Annotated in this window: 18 protein-coding genes and 1 pseudogene; 6 read left to right on the top strand and 13 right to left on the bottom strand. The window is 72.3% G+C overall.

All coding sequences use genetic code 11. From position 1 onward, the window contains the following. Positions 1-126 precede the first annotated feature (126 nt). Together groL and groES are read right to left on the bottom strand one after the other, a co-directional pair. Positions 127-1,713 (bottom strand): chaperonin GroEL, encoded by a 1,587-nt coding sequence (gene groL, locus Q4A22_RS04315; protein WP_303177500.1) that lies wholly within the window; start codon positions 1,711-1,713, stop codon positions 127-129. A 124-nt stretch (positions 1,714-1,837) separates the two neighbouring features. After that, positions 1,838-2,134, bottom strand: coding sequence for a co-chaperone GroES (gene groES / locus Q4A22_RS04310; RefSeq protein ID WP_035959438.1), 297 nt, complete (start codon positions 2,132-2,134; stop codon positions 1,838-1,840). Positions 2,135-2,468: 334 nt separating this feature from the next. Here groES and Q4A22_RS04305 point away from each other — a divergent pair, with 334 nt between their 5' ends. The 4 genes from Q4A22_RS04305 (at position 2,469) to Q4A22_RS04290 (ending at position 5,902) form a co-directional block, all read left to right on the top strand. Beyond that, positions 2,469-3,809 carry a methyltransferase gene (locus Q4A22_RS04305; RefSeq protein ID WP_303177499.1) on the top strand — a complete coding sequence of 447 codons (1,341 nt, stop codon included), beginning with the start codon at positions 2,469-2,471 and terminating at the stop codon, positions 3,807-3,809. Positions 3,810-3,914: 105 nt separating this feature from the next. Further along, the gene (locus tag Q4A22_RS04300; RefSeq protein ID WP_303177498.1) at positions 3,915-5,060 is read left to right on the top strand and encodes a glutamate--cysteine ligase; all 1,146 of its coding nucleotides are present in this window, start codon (positions 3,915-3,917) and stop codon (positions 5,058-5,060) included. 93 nt (positions 5,061-5,153) lie between these two features. Then, on the top strand, positions 5,154-5,384 hold the full coding sequence (locus Q4A22_RS04295) for a hypothetical protein (RefSeq protein ID WP_303177497.1): 231 nt from the start codon (positions 5,154-5,156) through the stop codon (positions 5,382-5,384). After that, entirely contained in the window at positions 5,381-5,902 is a 522-nt protein-coding gene (locus Q4A22_RS04290) for a hypothetical protein (protein WP_303177496.1), read from the top strand. Before Q4A22_RS04295 ends, Q4A22_RS04290 begins: the two co-directional genes overlap by 4 nt. 224 nt (positions 5,903-6,126) lie before the next feature. On the opposite strand, the gene tsaD is transcribed toward Q4A22_RS04290, so the two are convergent. The 6 genes and pseudogenes from tsaD to alr all read right to left on the bottom strand — a co-directional run bounded on the left by tsaD (position 6,127) and on the right by alr (position 12,511). After that, the gene (gene tsaD, locus Q4A22_RS04285) at positions 6,127-7,209 is read right to left on the bottom strand and encodes a tRNA (adenosine(37)-N6)-threonylcarbamoyltransferase complex transferase subunit TsaD (RefSeq protein ID WP_303177495.1); all 1,083 of its coding nucleotides are present in this window, start codon (positions 7,207-7,209) and stop codon (positions 6,127-6,129) included. Next, positions 7,196-7,750 carry a ribosomal protein S18-alanine N-acetyltransferase gene (rimI, locus tag Q4A22_RS04280; RefSeq protein ID WP_368410546.1) on the bottom strand — a complete coding sequence of 185 codons (555 nt, stop codon included), beginning with the start codon at positions 7,748-7,750 and terminating at the stop codon, positions 7,196-7,198. The genes tsaD and rimI overlap by 14 nt, the downstream gene beginning before the upstream one ends. Further along, positions 7,747-8,430 (bottom strand): tRNA (adenosine(37)-N6)-threonylcarbamoyltransferase complex dimerization subunit type 1 TsaB, encoded by a 684-nt coding sequence (gene tsaB, locus Q4A22_RS04275; RefSeq protein WP_303177494.1) that lies wholly within the window; start codon positions 8,428-8,430, stop codon positions 7,747-7,749. The genes rimI and tsaB overlap by 4 nt, the downstream gene beginning before the upstream one ends. A gap of 88 nt (positions 8,431-8,518) precedes the next feature. Further along, the gene (locus tag Q4A22_RS04270; RefSeq protein WP_303177493.1) at positions 8,519-10,057 is read right to left on the bottom strand and encodes an MFS transporter; all 1,539 of its coding nucleotides are present in this window, start codon (positions 10,055-10,057) and stop codon (positions 8,519-8,521) included. A gap of 122 nt (positions 10,058-10,179) precedes the next feature. Beyond that, positions 10,180-10,395 (bottom strand): annotated as a pseudogene (locus tag Q4A22_RS11820) (purine-nucleoside phosphorylase); the annotation flags it as partial. Positions 10,396-10,648: 253 nt separating this feature from the next. Further along, positions 10,649-12,511 (bottom strand): alanine racemase, encoded by a 1,863-nt coding sequence (alr, locus tag Q4A22_RS11815; protein WP_368410545.1) that lies wholly within the window; start codon positions 12,509-12,511, stop codon positions 10,649-10,651. Positions 12,512-12,654: 143 nt separating this feature from the next. On the opposite strand from alr, the gene Q4A22_RS04250 reads away from it, so the two are divergent. Next, complete coding sequence (locus tag Q4A22_RS04250; protein WP_303177491.1) at positions 12,655-13,809, top strand: glycosyltransferase; 1,155 nt, start codon at positions 12,655-12,657, stop codon at positions 13,807-13,809. Positions 13,810-13,819: 10 nt separating this feature from the next. Further along, positions 13,820-14,617, top strand: a complete 798-nt coding sequence (locus Q4A22_RS04245) for a phosphatase (RefSeq protein ID WP_303177490.1) — start codon at positions 13,820-13,822, stop codon at positions 14,615-14,617. Between the two features lie 87 nt (positions 14,618-14,704). On the opposite strand, the gene Q4A22_RS04240 is transcribed toward Q4A22_RS04245, so the two are convergent. From Q4A22_RS04240 to treY, 5 genes are all read right to left on the bottom strand, one after another. Further along, positions 14,705-15,790 carry an inositol-3-phosphate synthase gene (locus Q4A22_RS04240; protein WP_303177489.1) on the bottom strand — a complete coding sequence of 362 codons (1,086 nt, stop codon included), beginning with the start codon at positions 15,788-15,790 and terminating at the stop codon, positions 14,705-14,707. 189 nt (positions 15,791-15,979) lie between these two features. After that, positions 15,980-16,735, bottom strand: a complete 756-nt coding sequence (locus Q4A22_RS04235) for a LysE family translocator (protein ID WP_303177488.1) — start codon at positions 16,733-16,735, stop codon at positions 15,980-15,982. Next, positions 16,732-17,823: an L-glyceraldehyde 3-phosphate reductase gene (gene mgrA, locus Q4A22_RS04230; protein ID WP_303177487.1), complete on the bottom strand. Its 1,092-nt coding sequence runs from the start codon at positions 17,821-17,823 to the stop codon at positions 16,732-16,734. Before mgrA ends, Q4A22_RS04235 begins: the two co-directional genes overlap by 4 nt. 262 nt (positions 17,824-18,085) lie before the next feature. Then, entirely contained in the window at positions 18,086-19,906 is a 1,821-nt protein-coding gene (gene treZ, locus Q4A22_RS04225) for a malto-oligosyltrehalose trehalohydrolase (protein ID WP_303177486.1), read from the bottom strand. A 3-nt stretch (positions 19,907-19,909) separates the two neighbouring features. Next, a complete protein-coding gene (gene treY / locus Q4A22_RS04220) occupies positions 19,910-22,279 on the bottom strand; it encodes a malto-oligosyltrehalose synthase (protein WP_303177485.1) in 2,370 nt (789 codons plus the stop codon). Between the last annotated feature and the right edge of the window lie 94 nt (positions 22,280-22,373).

Raw genomic sequence — 22,373 nt, 5'->3', positions numbered from 1 at the left:
ACCACCCCCGCCGCCGCGGCGGCGGCGGTCCCCGCCGGCCCCCGCGGGCCGCGCGGGGGGGGTGCCGCCGGGCCGGCCCGCCCCTGGCCGGGCCGGGCCGCCCCGCGACTCACGGGGCGGGGAGGATCAGTCCTCCTCGCCGTCCTTCTTCTCGGCCACTAGGGTCTCGGTGGTGAGCACGAGCGCCGCGATGGACGCCGCGTTCTGCAGGGCGGAACGGGTCACCTTCACGGGGTCGATGATGCCCGCGGCGAGCAGGTTCTCGTACTCGTCCGTCATGGCGTTGTAGCCGTTGCCCGGCTCCATCTCGGCCACGCGCGCGGCCACCACAAAGCCGTCCTGGCCCGCGTTCTCCGCGATCCAGCGCAGGGGCTGGGTCAGGGCGCGGCGCACGATGGTGACGGCCGTGGCGGCGTCGCCGGTGAGGCCCAGGTCCGTGCCCTCGAGGGACTTGGAGGCGTGGACCAGGGCGGAACCGCCGCCGGCCACGATGCCCTCCTCCAGCGCCGCACGGGTGGAGGACACGGCGTCCTCGATGCGGTGCTTGCGCTCCTTCTGCTCCACCTCGGTGGCGGCACCCACCTTGATCACGGAGATGCCACCGGCCAGGCGGGCGAGGCGCTCCTGGAGCTTCTCGCGGTCCCACTCGGAGTCGGTGCGGGCGATCTCGGCCTTGATCTCGGCCACACGCTCGGCGACGGCGTCCGAGGAGCCGGCGCCGTCCACCAGGGTGGTCTGGTTCTTGGTCACGGTGATCCGGCGGGCGGTGCCCAGCTGGGAGAGCTCCACGCCGTCCAGCGAGATGCCGAGCTCCGGGGTGATCACGGTGGCGTCCGTGAGCACCGCGAGGTCCTGCATGATCGCCTTGCGGCGGTCGCCGAAGCCGGGAGCCTTCAGGGCCACGACGTCCAGCGTGCCGCGCAGCTTGTTGACCACCAGCGTGGACAGGGCCTCGCCCTCGACGTCCTCCGCGATGATGGTCAGCGGCTTCTTGGCCTGCAGCACCTTCTCCAGCACGGGCATGAGGTCCTGGATGGCGGAGATCTTGCCCTGGTACAGCAGCACGAAGGTGTCGTCCAGGACGGCCTCCTGGCGCTCCTGGTCCGTGATGAAGGACGGGGAGAGGTAGCCCTTGTCGAACTGCATGCCCTCGGTGACGTCCAGCTCCACCTCGGTGGAGGAGCCGTCCTCGATGGTGATGACGCCGTCCGTGCCCACGGTCTCGAAGGCGCGGGCGATCAGCTCGCCGATCTCCGGGGACTGGGCGGAGATCGCGGCCACGTGGGCCACGTCCTTGCCCTCCACGGGGCGGGCGTCGTCCAGCAGGCGCTGGGACACGGTGGCCACGGCCGCTTCCACCCCGCGCTTGATGTCGCTGGGGGCGGCGCCGGCGGCCACGTTGCGCAGGCCCTCACGAACGATGGCCTGGGCCAGCACGGTGGCGGTGGTGGTGCCGTCACCGGCGACGTCGTTGGTCTTGGTGGCCACCTCCTTGGCCAGCTGCGCGCCGAGGTTCTCGTAGGGGTCGTCGAGCTCCACCTCACGGGCGATGGTCACGCCGTCGTTGGTGATGGTGGGCGCGCCCCACTTCTTGTCCAGGACCACGTTGCGGCCGCGGGGGCCCAGGGTGACCTTGACGGTGTCGGCCAGGCGGTTCACGCCGGACTCGAGCGCTTTGCGAGCGGTGTCGTTGAACACCAACTGCTTGGGCATGTGTGCTCCTTGTGAAGAGTCTGCGGGTCGGTGGACCCTGTGGGAGAACGGCGAACGCGGTGCCCGTGCGGCCCGATTCCGGGCGGACGTCACGGGCACCGCGCACGAAGAGTCGGTGGAGAGGCTACTTCTCGATGACGGCCAGCACGTCGCGTGCCGGGAGCACCAGGTACTCCTCGCCGTTGTACTTGACCTCGGTCCCGCCGTACTTGGAGAAGATGACCACGTCACCCTCCTTGACGTCCACGGGGATGCGGTTGCCCTTGTCGTCCACGCGGCCCGGGCCCACGGCCAGGACGGTGCCCTCCTGGGGCTTCTCCTTGGCGGTGTCCGGGATGACCAGACCGGAGGCGGTGGTCTGTTCAGCGGCCAGCGGCTGAACCACGATGCGATCCTCGAGGGGCTTGATGGAGACCGACACGATCTCTCCCTTTCTTCTAGGCGTGTGAGACGGTGTGCGTCCGCCGGTGCCGCGGGGTCCCACGGCGGCGTTCGCCACAGGCCAGTTGGCGTGCCAACCGTCGTCGCGGTGCCGATTGAGCGCCTGGCCTTTTAGCACCCTCACTACGAGAGTGCTAATCCTCACTGTAGGGACGCGCCCCGCGCCCGGTCAAGGCGCGCGCGGGCGCTGCCCTGTGGGCTGAACGGACTCCGGTCCCCTGCCCCGCGGCCCCCGTCCCAGGCCCCGGGATCCGGTCGCCACGGCCCGTCCCGGTCCCGCCCACGAGCAGCCCCGGGCGTGATGTGATGGGGAGGTGAACTCACCTGCCGCCTCCGACGACGCCGAGACCCGGGGCCTCGCCCACCTGCTGACCCCGGAGGGCCTGCAGCTGCTCGACTCGCTCGGCCCCTACGACCCCGACGCCTCGCTCACCCTCTCGGAGACGCTGCGGGCCCAGGGCCACTCCCCCGAGCTGGTGGCCGCCGCGCTCACCCAGTCGCGGCTGCGCGCCAGGGCGCGGGGCAAGTTCGGGGACTTCGCCGCGCACATGGTGTTCACGCGCGACGGCGTGGAGCAGGCCACCCGCTGGACGGTGGCCGCCCTGCACGCGCAGCGCTTCGCCCAGGCCGGGATCGAGCACGTGGTGGACCTGGGCTGCGGGATCGGCGCGGACTCCCTGGCACTGGCCGCGCTCGAGCGCACCGTCACGGCGGTGGAGCGGGATCCGCTCACCGCGGCCGTGGCCACGCTCAACCTCACGGGGTGGCCCCGCGCCCGCGTGCTCTGCGCGGACGCCGAGTCGTTGGACCTCACCGAGCTCGCGGCCGGCCCGGCCCAGGGCATCTGGCTGGACCCGGCGCGCCGCGTGACCGGCGGGGGCCGCACCCGGCGCGTGTTCGACCCCGAGGCCTTCTCCCCTCCGCTGTCCTTCGTGTCCCGGCTCGCGGCCGGCGGGTTGGCGGTGGGCGCCAAGCTGGGCCCCGGCATACCCCACGAGCACGTGCCCGAAGGAGCGGAGGCCCAGTGGATCTCCGACCACGGGGACGTGGTCGAGGCGGTGCTGTGGTTCAACGCCGTCCGCCGCCCGGACGTCGCACGCGCCGCCCTCGTGCTGGGCCGCGGCACCGAGTCCTCCCCGGGCGCGGCGGGTATGGAGGACGGCGGTGACGCCGCGGTCTCCCGCGCCAAGGACGACGACGCCGCGTCGTCGGCCGCGGAGCTGACCTCCCCCTCCTGGGACTCGCCACCCGCCGAGGGGGAGCTGCTGGGGCGCGTGGGGAGCTACCTGCACGAGCCGGACGGGGCGGTGATCCGTGCGGGGCTCGTCACCGACCTCGCGCAGCGCCTCGACGCCCACCTGCTGCACCCGACCATCGCGTACCTGTCCTCCGAGAACCCCGCGAGCACCCCGTTCGCCCGTACGTACCAGGTCCGGGAGGTGCTGCCGCACACCGTGAAGGTGCTCAGGAAGTGGGTCCGGGACCACGACGTCGGCGCCCTGGAGATCAAGAAGCGCGGCACGGACGTGACCCCCGAGCAGCTGCGCCGCCAGCTGGCCCCGCGGGGCGCCCGGCGCGCGACCCTCGTGATGACGCGCCTCATGGAGCCTGGCGGGGAGCGGCGTGTGGTGCTGGTGGTGGAACCCCTAGACTGAGGGCTCCCTGTGCCTAGACGGCGGGCAGCACGTGACCAGGCGATCACGGCCCCCGGCACGGGACCCAGCCGCCCTCACCGGCGCACCCCATGAGAGGACCACGCCGTGCACATTGACTTCGAGACCTCCGAGAACTCCACCCTGGGCGTGGAATGGGAGGTGGCGCTGGTGGACCGCGCCACGGGCGAACTCGCACCAAGGGCGCAGGAGGTCCTTGCGGCCGTGGTGGCCGAGCACCCCGAGCTCGGGGAGGAGGGCGACCACCCCCGGGTCACCGGCGAGTTCCTGCAGAACACGGTGGAGATGGTCACCGGGGTGTGCCGCTCCGTGCCCGAGGCCGTGGCGCACATGGCGCAGACGCAGGAGCGGATCCGCGCCGTCACCGACCCCCGCTCCCTGGAGATCTACGCCGCGGGCACCCACCCCTTCTCCGAGTGGAACGAGCAGCCCGTGGTGGACGACGAGCGATACCACAAGGTGGTGGACCGCGCGCAGTACTGGGCCCGGCAGATGGTGATCTTCGGGATGCACGTGCACGTGGGCATCGACCACCGGGACAAGGCCCTGCCGGTGCTGGACGGGCTCATGAACTACTACCCCCACCTGCTGGCGCTGTCCGCGAACTCGCCGTACTGGTCCGGCCACGACACCGGGTACGCCTCCCACCGGACGCAGATCTTCCAGCAGCTCTCCACCGCGGGCCTGCCCTACCACTTCGACACCTGGGCCGAGTACGAGTCCTACGTGGCGGACCTGCTGGCCACCGGGGTGATCGCGGAGATCTCCGAGAACCGCTGGGACATCCGCCCCGTGCCGCGCTTCGGCACTGTGGAGATGCGCGCGTGCGACGGGCCCTCCGACCTGCGGGGGGTGGGGGCGCTCGCCGCGCTCACCCAGTGCCTCGTGGAGTCCTTCTCCCGCACCCTCGACGACGGCGGCACCATCCCCGTGCTGCCCCCGTGGCACCACGCGGAGAACAAGTGGCGGGCGGCCCGGTACGGGATGGACGCGGAGATCATCCGTGACGCCCGGAACCACCAGCGCCCCCTCCGGGAGGACCTGGTGGACCTGCTGAACACCCTTGAGCCCGTGGCGGACGAACTCGGGTGCGCCACCGAGCTGGCCCACGTGGAGACCATGGTGAGCGGGGAGACGGGCTACGAGCGCCAGCGCAGGATTGCCCGGGAGAACGGCGGGGACCTGCGCGCGGTGGTCATGGACGTGGTGGCGCGCAACCGCGAGGCCGGCTGAGGCGGCTGCGGGCCCCAGCGAACCGCAGGAAAGCCGCTGGGGAACCAGCTGTGCCGGCAACAAAACAAAAACTGTTCCCCCAACAGGAGAAGAATGGCCAACCCGACAAGCTCAAGCGATCCAGAAAACAGCAAGAAGAACGCCGGGTGGAACGTCCTCATCATCGTACTCTCGGCAATCCTGTTGATTGAAGCGGGCGCAGTGGCCCACACCTTCCTGGAGGAAAGACGCCTGGAAAGAAGGGTGGCGGAGCTGGGGGCCGCGCCGTCGTGCCTGGTCTTCGAAGACCAGCAGAGCGGTCGAACAACGCAGGTCCTGCTGTGAGCAGAAGTTGGAAGGTCGGCATCGCGGCAGTGCTCGGAGCTCTTGTCGTCCTCACCATTGTTCCGACGTTCGCAATAGTGGGCTGGGGCGAGTACTCGAACTCCCTGCTGGAGGACAGGATTTCCCGTCAGGAGTTTGAGACCCAGAAGGTGGGGGAAGTTACTTCTCACGTGGACCGGTCCTACTTCAAGGAGCTTGATTTCTATCCGGACTACTCCGATGATTCGGTGACGGTATCGGGCACGCTCAAGAGTGCCACGCTTAAAAATCCTGCTGCCTTTGTTGCCGAGGTCAACTCTGTGCGGGGGGAAGTGTCTGTCGATCTGTTCTTCTCGCTTGTGGATGACCACGGGAAACGCGTTCTCTTCGTGGTGAAGGATGCCTCGAGGGATCGACTGACGGTGGATCTTCTGAAGAGGGCTTTCAGGACGCCGGGGGAGCCGATCCAGGGAGCCAGTGTGGTGACCATCGATCTGGATGAGGGCGAGGTTGTTGCTGGCCGGGGCGATGATCTGTGATCGGCCCCGCCATGTCACCCATGGCCTAGAGCCGGAGAGCCCTCCAAGAACTCGGCGAGGCATGATCCGGGGGGCAGCTGTGAGTCTTGGGATGCGAGGCCACGGAGGATCCCGTTTCAGCGCAACAGCTGAATCAGCCTCTCGCAGCGAGCTTTCCGTAGAAAAGTTTTTCCGTGACGTGCAGCCAACCCGCTGTCCGCTGCGAGGGACGCCGGGGCCTGGGCTCAGAGGCTCGCCGCGACCGACACCGTGGACACGGGCAGCCCCGGGTCCGCGGCGAAGGAGATCCCGGTGGGGGCCACCCCGGAGGACACCAGCCGGGAGCCCAGGGCGGCCACCATGGCGCCGTTGTCGGTGCACAGGGACAGCGGGGGGACCACCACGGTGATGCCGCGCTCGGCGCAACGGGCGGTGACCAGCTCCCGCAGCCGTGAGTTCGCGGCCACTCCCCCACCCATGAGCAGGGTGGTGATGCCGTGCTCGGTGCAGGCCAGCGCGGTCTTGCGGGAGATCACGTCCACCACGGCCTCCTGGAAGCTCGCGGCCACGTCCGCCACGGGAACGGGCTGCCCCGCGGCCCGGAACGCCTCGACCACGCGGGCCACGGCGGTCTTGAGTCCCGAGAAGGACATGTCGTAGCGGTGGGGACCGGGCGCCTGCGCGGAGCCCATGTACTTCCCGGCCGTCAGTGCCCGCGGGAACGCGAACGCGGCCGGGTCCCCCTTCCGGGCGGCGGCGTCGATGGCGGGCCCCCCGGGGTAGGCGAGCCCCAGCAGCCGGGCGACCTTGTCGTAGGCCTCGCCGGCGGCGTCGTCGATCGTGGCGCCCAGGAGGCGGACGTCGCTCGTGATGTCCCGCACGGCGAGGATCTCGGTGTGCCCGCCCGAGACGAGCAGCGCGCCGAGGTGCTCGGGCAGCCGCCCGTCCCCGTCCAGCAGCCCCACGCCCACGTGGGCCACCAGGTGGTTGATCGCGTAGAGGGGGGTGCCCGTGGCCACCGCGAGCGCCTTGGCCGCGGCCACGCCCACCATGAGCGCGCCGGCGAGACCGGGGCCGGAGGTCACGGCGATGGCGTCGATCTCCTCCAGGGCCACGCCAGCCTCGGCGAGCGCCTCCCGGACCGCGGGCACGAAGGCCTCGAGGTGCGCGCGGGAGGCGATCTCGGGAATGACCCCGCCGAAGCGCACGTGCTGCTCCATGGACGAGGACACGGTGTTGGTCAGCAGCTCGGTGCCGCGCACGATGCCCACCCCGGTCTCGTCGCACGAGGACTCGATGCCCAGCACGAGGGGCTCAGCGGTGTTCATGGATGGTCCTTCCGTCCGGGCTGCGCGTCTCCGGACCCGCAGCCACCAGTTCGCAGCGCATGATCAGGGCGTCGTGGCCCGGGCCGTAGTAGTGGGCGCGGGTGTGGATGTGCTCGTAGCCGAAGCGGCGATAGAGGGCCTGCGCCCGGGGGTTGTCCGCCCGGACCTCGAGCATGATCTCGGTGGCGCCGGCTCGCACGGCCGCCTCGTGGAGCACCCGCAGCAGGGTGGAGCCGAGTCCGCGCCCCTCGTGCTCGGCGGCCACGGCAATGGTCTGGACGTCCGCGACCGGCGGGATGCACATCATCCCCGCGTACGCCACGACCTCCCGCTCCCGGGTGAGCACCCAGTACTGCCGGGTGGGGTGGGCGAGCTCCTCGTCGAACAGGGGCCGGGGCCAGGCGTCCTCGGGGAACAGTTCCGTCTCCAGCGCGTGGACGCTGTCCAGGTCCCCGGGCTGCATGGGCCGCAGGGCGTACCCCGGCGGCAGCGACGACGCCGCGGCCGTGGCCGCCCCGTGGCCCCCGTGCGGGGCGCTCACGGGCGGGCCCCCTGCACGGCCGCGGGCACCTGGGCGTCCGAGTCCCGCAGGTAGAGGGGGGAGGTGTCGGTGGAGAGCTCGTGTCCGCGGCGGGTCAGCGCCCACGCGGCGCGGGCGAGGTCCGCGGCGGTGGGCTGCAGGTGCGCTCCGGCCTGGACCGGCTGCGCCAGGCGGTCCGGGTAGAGGGCGGCGCCGGGGCCGTGGCAGGGCAGCGCGGGGACGTCCTCGGCGGGACCCACGCGGGGTTCGCCGGTGGGGACGGCCAGCACGCCGTCGCGGTCCGTGACGGCCCGATAGACGCGCCAGTAGAGCTCCCGGCGGCGGGCGTCGGTGGCCACCACGAACTCGGGGCGGTTCCCCGGGGCGTCCTGTGCCACCCTGTGGGCCACGGCGTCCAGGGAGCACAGCCCGTGCACGGGCAGCTCCCACGCGAAGGCGAGGGCCCGAGCGGTGACCAGTCCGGCGCGCAGCCCGGTGAACGGTCCCGGCCCGGTGCCCACGAGAATCCCGTCCAGCTGCGATCCCGTGATCCCCTCGGCCGCCATGAGGTCGCGGACGGCCGGGGCCAGCGCCTCGGCGTGGGAGCGGGTGTCCGGAGTGGCGAACTCCCGCAGCACCTCGCCGTCACGGGACAGCGCCACGGAGGCGATCGACGCGGAGTCCAGGGTCAGCACAAGCACCCGGACAGTCTAGTCCCGCGTGGACGGAGCCCCTCCGCCCGTCCCGGAGGGAACGCGCAGAGGGGCCGGTGGGGAATCCGCGAACCGTCTACTCCTGGGCTGTCAGGCGCTGCGCGGCGCGGGCGTCGCCGCGCTCGAGCATCCCGAACAGCACGCGGTAGGCCACCAGGCCCAGCAGGGTGATGACCACCAGGAACCACAGGATGGTCGAGAAGTAGTCGCCCTCGGGCGTGCTGCCCACGCTCAGAGCGCTGAACCACGTGGGCCTGCCGGACATCAGGGTGGCCGTGTACGCCACGCCGATCGGGGAGGCCACGTTGATCACCAGGTTGTAGAAGCCCACGGCCACACCGGACTTCGCGGCCGGCATGAGAAGCAGCGCGCTGGACATCAGCGGGGCGTACAGCAGGCCGAAGCCCACCGAGAACATGGCCATGGCCACCACCAGGGCCACCACGGACACGTTCACGAAGATCCCCGCGACCGCGAGTGCTGCGGCGAGCAGGCACAGCGCCAGGGTCACGGCCTGCTTGGAGTCCAGCCGCCTGCTGACCACGCCGGACATGGCCGCGGTGGAGGCACCCAGGACGTAGCCGGGAACGGTGAGCAGCGAGACCCGGTCCATGGCCATGCCGTGGACACCGTGGATCGCGAACGGGAAGAGGAACACGAACGCCAGGTTCACCGAGTAGATGATGAACACGATCACCAGGGCGCTGATGTACGGACGGTTGGTGAAGAAGGACCAGTCCACCAGGGCGTGCGGGTTGGTGCGCACGTGGCGGACGAACAGGACGCCGGCGATCACCACCGGGATCCACCACCACCCCGTGAACTCCTGCATGAACATGATCACGCCCGTGGCGACCACTGCCACGAGGAACAGCCCGTACACGTCCACGCCGGAGCTCGCGTGCTCCACCTCGTCCGGCACGCGCCTCCTGATGAACGGCAACGAGAGCACCATGAGCAGCGGCACCAGGAACATCCAGGTCCAGGACACGTACGTGGCCAGGTAGCCCGAGACCAGCGTGCCGATCAGCGACGCCAGCTGGAAGGACATGTTGGAGAAGCCCAGGTACTTCTTCAGCTCCACGCCCTGGAAGTGCTTGGTCACGTAGACCACGTAGAGGGTCTCCGCCGCCGCGAGACCCGCCGTCTGGACGATCCGGCCCACGAGCACCACGCCGAAGGACGCGCTGCCCACGAAGCCGACCACCGAGCCCACCACGACGAGCCCGATGCTCAGGTACAGCAGCCTGCGGATGGCCACGGAGTCCGCGAGCGCGGAGTAGACCACGGCGCCGATGCCGACCAGCACGCCGGTGAGCGTGGCCTGCAGGCTCACGGTGGACTCGCTCAGGCTCAGCGCCTGCGCCATGGGCTGGGAGGTGAACTTGAAGCCCTGGTCCACCACCAGGCAGAAGACGAACAGGAACAGCAGCACGGGCACGGCCCGGCGCGGGTCCACGCCGCCCGTGCGGGTGGGCACCGCGCCGTCGGCGGCCGTCGTCCCTGAGCCCGTCCCGGTGGCGGGGACGGCCGCCGCGGGGGTCGACGCCGCGCTGTCGGGTCCCGCGCTCGCGGCACCTGCGGAGCGGTCCGGGTCCTGGCGGGGGTGTGTCATCCCGTTCACGGCTCCGTCACCGTGGTGGCCCGCTCGATCATGGTCGCGAAGCCCGTCTGGCGCTGCTCCGGGGGCAGCTCCGCACGGGTCACGTGGTTGTCCGAGACCGTGAGCACGGCGGGGGCGATCGAGGGGATGCCCGTGCCCATCACGGACAGCTCCCGGCCGCGGTGGGTGCCGGTGTACCCGAGCATGTTGCGCACGGCGCTGAACTGCACGGCGTCCTCGGGCAACGTCTCGGCGATGAACGTCGCGCGCAGCGGGTCCCCCGGCAGCAGGATCGTCTCCGCGATGGGGGCGCCGTGGGGCTTGGTGTGGGGTGTCGCCGTCGGTGGCATGGCCTTCTCCTCGGATCGCTCAGCAGTGTCTGCAGAACGCCCGCGGGCCGGGGAGGGCGTCGGAACTCCCCCGGTGCCGTGCTGCCCGGGCGGGACGTCCAGACTCACGTCCAGTGTGTCACGCGGGCCCCCTGGACACGCGGGAGCCTCCCCGGCACGGGCCTCGCCGGGGCACCCGCGCAGTCCCCTGCCGGGCCGCCGCCCCGGGACCTCCACACGGGCGCCGCCACAGCGGGGGCTCCCGGCCGTGGTGTCACAGCACCGGCGGCTCGCTCCAGCGGGCGCCGAATCCGCGCACGGTCACCCGCCGCGGCTCGCCGCCCGTGCCACCGTCCTCCCACTGCCGCCCGAGGTCTGCGAGCACCCCGCCCAGGTCCGCGGGCGCAGCCCCCGTGGCGGCGTCCGCACCGCGGGCCCGGTCGATGTCCACCACCAGGCGGGAGGCACTGAGCTCCTCCACCTTCCCGGTCCCCCACTCCACCACGGTCACGCAGGTGTCCAGGGTGTCCTCCAGGTCGATGCTCGCCATCTCCTCCGCGCTGCCCAGGCGGTACGCGTCCACGTGCACGAGGTCCGGTCCCCCGGGGTTCGGCCCGTCCGGAAGGTTCGGGTGGCGCCGGGTCAGGACGAAGGTGGGAGAGATGATGCCCTCGCGCACCCCCAGGCCTGCCCCGAGTCCCTGCGTGAACGTGGTCTTGCCCGCCCCCAGCTCGCCGTTGAGCAGCACCAGGTCACCGGCGCGCAGCGACCGCGCCAGCGTGTGCGCCAGCGCCCTGGTCTCCTCCGGGGACGCGAGCTGACGGGTCAGCGTCCACCGTGCGCCGTCGGGATCCTGCCCGGCCGCCCCGTCGACGACGCCGCCCGGCCCGGTCGCGGACGCACCGTCCGCCGCGTGGTCCCCGCCCGGCTCCCCGGTGTCCACGTGCTCACGCGGCACCCGCGGGGAGATCCGGGTGACCACTTCGTAGTTGATGGTCCCGGCGGCCTCGGCCCACTCGGTGACGGAGGGGTTCTCCCCCGCGCCGAACAGCACGGCCTCGTCGCCGGTGCGCACCGGTGGCTGCGCGTCGTCGCCGGTGGGCGCACCCGTGAGCGCGTCCCGCCCGCGGGAGAGGTCCACCACGCACTGGTCCATGGCGATCCGGCCCACCACGGGGTAGGTCCGGGACCCGATGCGCACGGGCGCGCCCGTGGCCACGCGCGGCACACCGTCGGCGTACCCCAGGGGGATCAGGGCCAGGTGCGTGGGCCCGTCCGTGCGGTAGCTGAGCCCGTAGGAGACACCTGTGCCCCCGGGGACGGCCTTGACGTTCGCCACGCGCGTGCGCAGGGTCATGGCCGGGACCAGCCCCAGGTCCTCGGGGGTGCGGTCCGCGAACGGGCTCAGCCCGTACAGCCCCAGCCCCACCCGCACGGCGTCCCGCAGCATGGCGTCCGGGTCCGGGATCCAGTCCGCGGAGAGCAGCCCGGGGGTGTTGGCCGCGTGGACCATGGCCGGGTCCAGCCCGGCGTCCCGGGCCGCGGCGACCGCGCGGGTGAGTGCGGCCAGCTGCTCGGCGGTCTCGGGGCGCTCCGGCTCGTCCGCGACCGCCAGGTGGGTGAAGATCCCCTCCACCGTGAGCAGTCCCTCCCGCTCGGCGCGCACCACCCGCTCCAGCAGCCCCGGCCACTGCTCGGCGGTGGCACCGTTGCGACCCAGGCCGGTGTCCACCTTGAGGTGGACCACCGCGGGAGTGCCGGTGGCGCGCACGGCGGCCAGGACGGCGTCGAGCTCCCCGCCGCTCAGACCCAGCCGCACGTCCCGCCGCACGGCAGCGGTGAAGTCCGTGGCCGGAGTGTGCAGCCAGGCCAGCACGGGTGCGGTGATCCCCGCGTCCCGCAGGGCCAGGGCCTCGGAGACGTGGGCGGTGCCGAGCATGTCCGCACCGGCCGCGAGCGCCGCCCGGGCCACCTCGGGAGCGCCGTGGCCGTAGGCGTCCGCCTTCACCACCGCGATCAGTGTGCGGCCGCGCGCCAGGTGCAGCAGCCGCCGCACGTTGTGCCGCACGGCGGCGAGGTCCACCACCGCGCTGCGCTCGCTGGGCTGCCGGTTCTGCCAGGGGGTCGTCTCACTCACGCCTCCATTGTGCCCCGAGCGGTGGCGGCCGGGCCCGCGGTCCGGGGACGGTGCGGGGGCCGGTACGCGGGGCCGACCGCGTCCTGCTGCTCAGCATGCACACCTCACCCGTGGAGCAACCGGGATCGGGTGATGCGGGCGGAATGAACGTCTACGTGTGGCACCTGGCCCACGCCCTGGCCCAGGCCGGATGGCTCGTGGACATGGCCACCCTGGACCGCCGCCCCGACAGGCCCGCGGGGGTTTCCGTGGAACCCGTGGCCGCGGGGATCCGGCTGCTGAACGTTGCCGTGACCGGCGCCGCCGCGGCCTCCAAGGAGCAGCTGCCCGCCTTCGCGGACGCGTTCGGTGCGGCGCTCGCCGCGTTCTACGACGACCCCGCGGCCGCCCCTCGGGTGCTCCACGCCCACTACTGGCTCTCCGGCGCGGCCGGGCTCGTCCTCGCCGAGGCCCTGGACGTCCCCCTGGTGCTGACCCTGCACACCTCCGCCGCCGCGAAGAACCTGCGCGCCGGCCCGGACGAGACCCCTGAGCCCGCCGCGCGGGAGGACGCCGAGCGGCTGCTGGTCTCCCGCGCGTGCCGCACCGTGGTCAACACGCCCGTGGAGGAGGCGCAGGTGGTGTCGCTCTACGGAGCGGACCCTGCGCGCGTGGTCGTCATCCCGCCCGGCGTGGACACCCTGATGTTCCACCCCCCGGCCGGCGAACCGGACGCCGCGCCCGCCACCGGGTCCTTCACGGTGCTCTGCGCCGGGAGGATGCAGCCGCTGAAGGGCCAGCAGGTCCTCGTCCGGGCCCTCGGGATCCTCTCCCGGGAGCACCCCGAGACCCCCGTGCGCCTGGTGCTCGCGGGCACGGGCTCCCCCGAGTTCCTGGAGCACCTGCGCGAGCTGGCGCGCACGGAGGGGGTGGCGGACCGTGTCGAGTTCCGCGGCTCGCTCCCCCGCCCCGAGCTCGCGCGGCTCATGGGCGAGGTGGACGCGGTGGCCGTGGCGTCGTCGTCGGAGACGTTCGGACTGGTGGCGGTGGAGGCCCAGGCGTGCGGGACCCCAGTGCTGGCCACGGACGTGGACGGGCTGCGCCTGGCCGTGCGGGACGGTGAGACCGGTCGCCTGGTGCCCGGGCGGGAGCCCGCAGAGTGGGCGCGGGAGCTGCACCGGGCGGCCCGGGACCCCCGGGCGTGGAGAGCGATGTCACACGCCGCGGTGCGCCGGGCCCGGGAGCTGACGTGGGACGACGTCGCCGCGCAGCACGCCGCGGCGTACCTCGCCTGTGCGGGGGTGGCGGTCACCGCCTAAACTCGCCCGTGTGACCACCGCGTACCTGAGCCGTGACTCCCTCGCCCGCTACCTGGACCGCTCCCGCATCACCGGGGCCGTGGCGACCCCCCGCGAGGCCAACCTCCGCAACATCCAGGGCTTCCTGGACGGGGACCAGCACCAGCACATGGGGGTGGAGCGGACCCGCGAGTGGGACTTCGACTCCGTCTTCGAGCTCATGCGGGACCGCGTGGGCATCAACGACGACCGCGGGTACCTCAGCGGCCAGGACTCCATCTCCGCGCAGCTGTGCGTGGCCGGGCTGGACCGCTACGCCGAGGCCTTCAGCCGCGCGGTGCAGGGGCGCAAGCGCCTGCTGTTCGCCACCGGACACCCCTCGGGACTGGCTCCCGTCTACGCCCGTCTGGCCCGGGTGGCCCGCGCCTCCGGTGCGCGGGTGATCCGCTTCGACGAGGCCCTTCCCTTCGAGGACGGGGACGTCCGCCAGGTGGAGGACGTGGTGATGGTGGAGCAGTACGGCGGGCTGCGCCACACCCACTTCCCCGATCCCATGCGCCTGGTGCTGGAGCACCTGCGGGAGCAGGGACGCGAGGCGCCGGACCTGGTGGTGGCGGACCACGGCATGGCCGGGTGGGCCGGTTCCCGCGCCGGGCTGCCCACCATTGCCATGGGGGACTGCAACGACCCCGGGGTGTTCGTGGCCGAGGCACAGGGCCAGGTGGACGTGGTGGTGCCCCTGGACGACAACGTCCCCCCGCACCTCTACGACCCGCTGGTGGACTACATCGTCTCCCGTGCCGGACTGGCCGGGCACGAGCGGGCCTGAACCGCCTGACGGCGCCCGTCACCGGGGTGGACCGGTGCCGGGCGCCGTCGTCACGGCCGCGGGCTCACCCGCGGTGGCACGCCGAGCTCAGCGCTGCACCTCGCCGCGGATGAAGCGCTCCACGTTCTCCCGGGCGGTGTCGTCGTCCGCCTGCTCGGGCGGAGACTTCATGAAGTACGAGGACGCCGAGACCAGCGGGCCGCCGATGCCGCGGTCCAGCCCGATCTTCGCGGCACGGATCGCGTCGATGATCACACCCGCGGAGTTCGGCGAGTCCCACACCTCCAGCTTGTACTCCAGGGAGATCGGGGCGTTGCCGAAGCCGTGGCCCTCCAGCCGCACGAACGCGAACTTGCGGTCGTCGAGCCACCCCACGTAGTCGGACGGGCCGATGTGGACGTCCTTCGCGCGCATCTCGTGCGGCACGTTGGAGGTCACCGCCTGCGTCTTGGAGATCTTCTTGGACTCCAGCCGGGAGCGCTCCAGCATGTTCTTGAAGTCCATGTTCCCGCCCACGTTCAGCTGGTAGGTGCGGTCCAGCACGTAGCCGCGGTCCTCCAGGAGCTTCGCGAGCACGCGGTGGGTGATGGTGGCCCCCACCTGGGACTTGATGTCGTCCCCCACGATCGGCAGCCCGGCGTCCGTGAACTTCTGCGCCCACTCGTCCGTGCCCGCGATGAACACGGGCAGGGCGTTGACGAAGGCCACCCCGGCGTCGATCGCGGCCTGCGCGTAGAAGCGGTCCGCCTCCTCGGAGCCCACCGGCAGGTAGGACACCAGCACGTCCACCTCCCGCTCGCGCAGCACCGCCGCCACGTCCACGGGCTCGGCGTCGGACTCGGTGATGGTCTCGCGGTAGTACTTCCCGAGCCCGTCCAGGGTGGGGCCGCGGTCCACGGCCACGCCCAGCGGCGGGACCTGCGTGATCTGCATGGTGTTGTTCTCGCCGGCCAGGATGGCCTCGGAGAGGTCCAGGCCCACCTTGGCGGCGTCCACGTCGAACGCGGCCACGAACTGGACGTCCCCCACGTGGTAGTCGCCGAAGCGCACGTGCATCAGACCGGGCACGGTGTCGGAGGGGTCGGCGTCACGGTAGAAGTGCACGCCCTGGACGAGTGACGCGGCGCAGTTGCCCACGCCGGCAACGGCCACGCGGATGGGATGTTCGGACACGGTTCTCCTCGGCTCGGTGGTGGCGGTCGCGCGCTGCCTGCGCCGGGCGCGGGCGCGGCGTCGCCGCCGTGCCGCACCGCACTTGACCGAGATCACACTCTAGCCGGGCGCCCCACGAGATCCGCTCCCACCCGTTCCGCGACGACGACGCCGCCCGCACCCGTGCGGAGCGCGGCCCACCCGGGTGCTTCAGAGGGTGAGCGCCACCTCCACGAGCAGACCCACCGCCACCAGCAGGAACACCACCCCGGAGACGATCTCCACCTCGGCGCCGCGGGCCTGGAAGCGGCTGGCCAGCGCCGGGACGGAGCCCACCCACGCCACGGTCGGGAACCACACGAGGGCCGTGCCCACGAGCATCCCGAGCACCCTGAGCGCCTCCGTCCAGCTGATGTCCGCGGGCACCAGCGAGCCGAACAGCGCCACGAAGAACACCAGGGCCTTGGCGTTGGCCAGGTTGGTCACGAGCCCCTGCACCGCGGCCCGCCACGGGGTCAGTCCGGAGGGGCCCAGGAAACGGCTGCGACCGCCCACGGAGAGCTCCTGCCGCTGCGCCTCGTCCTCGGCGGACGGGGCCCGCCCCGCGCGCGCTGCGGGGTGGGGGCCCTCGCGGGCGCCCCCGGGCGCGGCGGCGTCGCCCGAGCCCGCTGCTCGCGAGAGCATCCCGGCCCGGATCGCGGTCCAGCCCATCCTGGCGAGGAACAGCGCCCCGCCCACCTGCACCGCGAGCTTCAGCACGGGGTTGCCGCTGATGAGCACGGTGACACCCATCAGCGACAGCACGATCCAGGTGGTGTTGCCCACCACCACGCCCAGCGCCGTGACCACGGCGTTGCGGCGCGAGGACAGGAACGCGTTGCGCAGGATCACGAAGACGTCCGGGCCGGGGACCACGATCCCCGCGATCCACACCCCCAGCAGCGCCCCGTACTGCGCGCCCGTCATGCGTGCTTGGACTCGGTGGCCGTGCTCCAGATGTTGACGCCGGCGTCCGTGACCAGCTCGTCGATGCGGCGCAGCTCGTCCTGCGAGAAGTCCAGGTTGGCCACCGCGCGCGCGGAGTCCTCGATCTGCCGCGCGGAGGACGCCCCCACCAGCGCGGAGGTGACCTGCCCGGACTCCTGGGGGCGCAGGGTCCAGGCGATCGCCATCTGCGCGAGGGTCTGGCCGCGCTCCTGCGCCATGGTGTTCAGCGCACGGATCTGCTCCAGGGTCTGCTCGCTGAGCCACTCGGGGTCCAGGGACTTGCCCTCGGACGCCCGCGAGCCCTCCGGCACACCGTTCAGGTACTTGTCCGTGAGCATCCCCTGCGCCAGCGGCGTGAAGCAGATGGAGCCCATGCCCGCCTCCGTGAGGGCGCCCAGCAGGTTCTTGCCGCCCGCGCGCTCGTCCGGCTGCTCGATCCAGCGGTTGAGCATCGAGTAGGAGGGCTGGTGGATCAGCAGCGGCGTGCCGAGCTCCCGCATGATCCGCTGCGCCTCGAGGGTGAGGTCCGCACTGTAGGAAGAGACGCCCACGTACGTCGCGCGCCCGGAGCGCACAATGTGGTCCAGCGCCCGCATGGTCTCCTCCAGCGGGGTGTTCGGGTCCGGGCGGTGGTGGTAGAAGATGTCCACGTGGTCCAGGCCCATGCGCTCGAGCGACTGGTCCAGGGAGGTCACCAGGTACTTCCGGGATCCGCCCACGTCTCCGTAGGGCCCGGGCCACATGTCCCAGCCGGCCTTGGAGGAGATCACCAGCTCGTGGCGGAGCCCCGCGAAGTCCTCGCGCAGGATCCGCCCCACGTTCAGCTCCGCGGAGCCCGCGGGCGGGCCGTAGTTGTTGGCCAGGTCGAAGTGGGTGATCCCCAGGTCGAACGCGCGCCGCAGCGTGGCCCGCATGCTCGCCAGGGGCTTGTCGTCCCCGAAGTTGTGCCACATCCCCAGGGAGACGGCCGGAAGCTTCAGCCCCGACTCCCCCACACGCCGGTACGGCATGCTCTCGTAGCGGTCCTCGGCCGGGGTCCAGACGGTGTCGTCACCATAGATCAGCATGGACACCAGTCTGCCACTGCCCCACCCGCCCGCGTCACACGGGAACCCGGCCCGGACCCCACGCTCCCCGCACGACGACGCCGTCCGCGTCCCGGCCCGCGCTCCGCAGTCCCCGGCCCCCGGCCCCCACCAGCGAACCCCGCCCCACGACGACGGCGCCCGCCCCCCCCGTGCGGGGAGCGGGCGCCGTCGCGCTCGGTGCACCGCAGGCGGTGGCCTGCGGGTGGCTCGTGCGGGGCGGGAAGCGGCCCCCGCCCGGGGCTCAGACCCGCAGCACCACGGCGGTCTCGGGGGCCACGCGCACCGTGCCCTCGGCACCCGGCTCGGGACCGGCGCCGCTCGTGAACAGCAGCTGCGGCGCGTCCCCACCCATGAGCGGCAGGTTGCGCGGCTCGGTCCCCAGGTTGATCGCGACGACCACACCGTGCTCCGAGCCGGGCTCGCCCATGCGCTTGAGCACGAACCACTGCTCGTGGTCACTGGCCTGGGTGGCCACGGTGTCCCAGCGCTGGTCGGTGAGCTCGGGGGTGCCCAGTCGCAGGGCGATCAGGTCCCGGTACGCGGTGTAGACGCGCTCGTGGTCCCCCTGGTGGACCTCGGACCAGTCCAGCTTGGAGCGCTCGAAGGTCTGCGGGTCCTGCGGGTCCGGGACGGTGGCGTGGTCCCAGGCCATCTGGGCGAACTCCGCCTTGCGCCCCGTGGCCACGGCCTCGCCGAGCTCCGGCTCGGGGTGCGCGGTGAAGAACTGCCACGGCGTGCTCGCCCCGTACTCCTCACCCATGAACAGCATGGGCGTGTACGGCTGGGTCATGAGCCACGTGGCCGCGGCCACCGTCCGGTCCACGCTCATGGACTGGTTCATCCGGTCCCCGGCTGCGCGGTTGCCCACCTGGTCGTGGTTCTGCAGGAACGTGACGAACTGCCACGGCCGCTGCTGCGAGGGGTCGATCTCCCGGCCGTGGGAGCGGCCCCGGAACGTGGAGTACGTGCCGTTGTGGAAGTACGCCGTGTGCATGGTCTTCTCGAGCGCGTGCAGGGAGGCGAAGTCCCCGTAGTAGCCGTGGGTCTCCCCCGTGAACGCGGTGTGTGCCGCGTGGTGGACGTCGTCGAGCCACTGCGCGTCCATGCCCAACCCGTGGCGGTCCGTGCCGGCCACCATGCGGGGGTCGTTGAGGTCGGACTCCGCGATGGTCACCAGGTCCTTGCCCGTGCGGGCGGACTCGTCCGCGACGCGTTCGGCGATCTCCTCCAGGACGTGCTTCGCCCGGGAGTCCGCGAGCGCGTGCACGGCGTCCAGGCGGAAGCCGTCCACGTGGTAGTCGCGCAGCCACATGGTGATGTTGTCCAGGATGTACTCGCGCACCCCGTCCGAGCCCCACCCGTCCAGGTTGATGAGGTCGCCCCAGCTGGAGGCGCCCGGCTTGAAGTAGTCGGCGAACAGCGGCAGGTAGTTCCCGCTGGGGCCCAGGTGGTTGTACACCACGTCCTGGAGCACCGAGAGGCCCCGGACGTGGCACGCGTCCACGAAGCGCTGGTAGGCCTCGGGGCCGCCGTAGGGCTCGGCCACCGTGTACCAGGCGACGCCGTCGTAGCCCCAGTTGTGCTCGCCGTTGAAGCCGTTGACGGGCAGCAGCTCCACCGCGGTCACGCCGAGGTCCACCAGGTGGTCCAGCCGCCCGATCGCGGCGTCCAGCGTGCCCTCGGGGGTGAAGGTTCCCGGGTGCAGCTCGTACAGCACGGACTCCTGCAGCGGGCGGGGGCGGAATTCGGCGTCGTGCCACTCGAAGGCGCTCGGGTCGAACGTGCAGGAGAGCTCGTGAACGCCCTGCGGCTGCCGGCGCGAGCGCGGGTCCGGGAGCACGTCCGAGACCTGCTCGCGCTCCTCCGGGGTGCCGGCGTCGAAGGTCTTGGTCAGGACGTAGCCGTAGCGCACGGTGCCCCGGGGGACGTCGGTCCCCTCCGGCAGGGTCCACCAGCCGGGACGGTCCGCCAGGCCCTCCATAGGGTGGTCCCGGCCCTCGATGCGGACGGTGACCTTGCGGGCGTGCGGGGCCCAGACGTCGAAGCGGTGATCGGTGCTCATGGTTCAGCTGTCCTTCCGGCGCAGAACGGCCACGGGATAGGTGTCGAGGAGGTCGGCGAGTGCCACGGGCGCGTTGGGACCTGCCGTGAAATCGCGCTGGGTCAGGGTGTCCTGCCACGTGCCGGGGGCCAGCTCCACGGTCTCGTCCGTGAAGCCGCCCGCGGCGGCGAGGCCCACGGGGAAGCGGGTGACCACGGTGGCCGCCCCACCCCGGTCGAAGGCCAGGGTGTGCTCGGCGAGCGCACCCGTCACGCGCAGCGGGGTGTAGCCGGAGAACAGCCCGGGGTGCTCCCGGCGCAGGCGCAGCACGCGGGATGTCAGCAGCATCCGGGCCGCGCCGGTGCCGTCCACGGGCGGGGTGGCGGCCGGGGAACCGGGCGCGGCGGCGTCGAGCTCCGAGAGCAGGGCCTCCCGCGCGGCGAAGTCCACCGGGCGGCGGTTGTCCGGGTCCACGAGCGAGGGCTCCCACAGCTCCTGGCCCTGGTAGACGTCCGGGACGCCGGGCAGGGTCAGCTGCAGCGCCGTGGCGGCCAGGGCGTTGGACCATCCGGGCTCACTCACCCGGGCCACGCAGCCCTCCACGACCCCGCGGGCGCTCGGGTCCGTGAACAGGAAGTCGATGAAGCGCGTGAGCTCGCCCTCGAACTCCTCGTCCCCGTCCACCCAGGTGGTGGACACCGCAGCCTCGCGCACGGCCTTCATGGCGTAGTCCACCGCGCGGTCCCGCTCCAGCGGCCAGGCGCCCACCACGGCCTGGAGCACCAGGTTCACCGCCGGACCGTCCGTGAGGGAGATCCCGGCCTCCCGGGCCCGGGTGAGCAGGGTGGACACCGTCTCGGACCACGCCTGCGGCCGCTCGGAGAGCACCGTGATGCGCGCCCGCACGGCGGCGGAGCGCTTGGTGTCGTGGGTGGTGAGGGCGTTCATCGTGGTGGGCGACTCGCCCTGGCGGGCCGCGGCCGCCTCGTGGAACTGCTCGGGGCTCAGCGAGAAGACGGACGGGTCACCGCCCACCTCCGTGAGGGACGTGAGCTGGGTGTAGCGGTAGAACGCGGTGTCCTCCACGCCCTTGGCCATGACCATGCCCGAGGTCTGTTGGAAGCGCCGGGCGGCCACGCCCAGCTCGGCGGAGTCCTGCGCGTCCGCACCCAGCACCCCCCTGAGGTCCGTGAGCACGGAATCCAGGTCGGGACGGTGCCCGCGCGCGGCGGCCACGGCGTCGCGCAGGTGGTCCCCACCCTCGGGGAGGTAGGTGCGGTACACGGGGAAGTTCGAGAGGATCTCCGCCAGCCCGTCGTAGGCCGCCTCGGGGCCGTGGGGGAAGCCGGCGGGCAGCTCCCGGACCAGGCGGTGCACCTCCGCGGAGAGGCCCTCGTCCGCCATGGCCCGTTTGGTCCCGTGGATCAGCTCGTCCCAGTGCGCCGGCTCACCGCCGCGCAGCCGGGTGTCCAGGGACGCGAGCTCGTAGTGGCCGCGGGAGTCCGTGAGCACACGGTCGATCCAGCCCAGGGAGTCGTAGCCCGTGGTTCCGGCGGTGCGCCAGTCGCGGGGCAGCTTCTCCCCCGGCTCGAGGATCTTCTCCACCACGGTCCAGGCGCCGTCCGTGACCCGCGCCAGTTTCTCCAGGTAGTCCCGCGGGTCCCGGACCCCGTCCGGGTGGTCGATCCGCAGCCCGTCCACGAGACCCTCGCGGAACCAGCGGCCCACCTCCTGGTGGGACTCCTCGAAGACCCCCTGGTCCTCCACACGCACACCGGCCAGGGTGGCCACGGTGAAGAAACGGCGGTAGTTCAGCTCGGAGTCCCCGCGCCGCCAGCTGATCAGCTCGTAGTGCTGGCGGTCGTGCACCTCGGCGGGGTCGTCCCCCTCGCTCCAGGTCCCCTCGGCCAGGGGGTAGACGTTGTCGTAGTAGCGCAGCGTGCCGTCCTGCACGGTGAGGGCGGAGAGGTCCTCGTCCCCGTCACCCAGCACGGGGATCAGCACCTTGCCGCGGCCCGCCTCCCAGTCCACGTCGAACGCGGTGGCGTAGGGGCTCTGCGGCCCCTCGGCCAGCAGGGACCACCACCACGGGTTCTCCCGCGGCACGGCAACGCCCTGGTGGTTGGGGACGATGTCCACCACCACGCCCATGCCCGCGGCGTGGGCCGCCTCGGACAGCGCCGCGAGTCCCGCGGAGCCGCCCCGCTCCGGATCCACCTCGGTGGGATCCACCACGTCGTAGCCGTGGTCCGAGCCGCTCGTGGCCCGCAGGATCGGCGAGAGGTAGACCCAGTCCGCGCCCAGGCGCTTGAGGTAGGGGACCAGTTCCGCCGCGCGGTGGAGGTCCTGCTGGGTGGTGATTTGCAACCGGTAGGTCGAAGAGGGTGTCAGCACCCTTCCAGTCTCCCGGAGTGCGCGCCCTCGTGCCAGTCCATCCGCCCAGGGCGAGAACCACGGGAGGTGGACACGGCGGACGCGCCACCCGCGA

Origin of the sequence: Kocuria sp. (assembly GCF_030530945.1) — a bacterium.
Lineage (GTDB): Bacteria > Actinomycetota > Actinomycetes > Actinomycetales > Micrococcaceae > Kocuria.
This window is presented reverse-complemented; position numbering and strand designations above follow the sequence as displayed.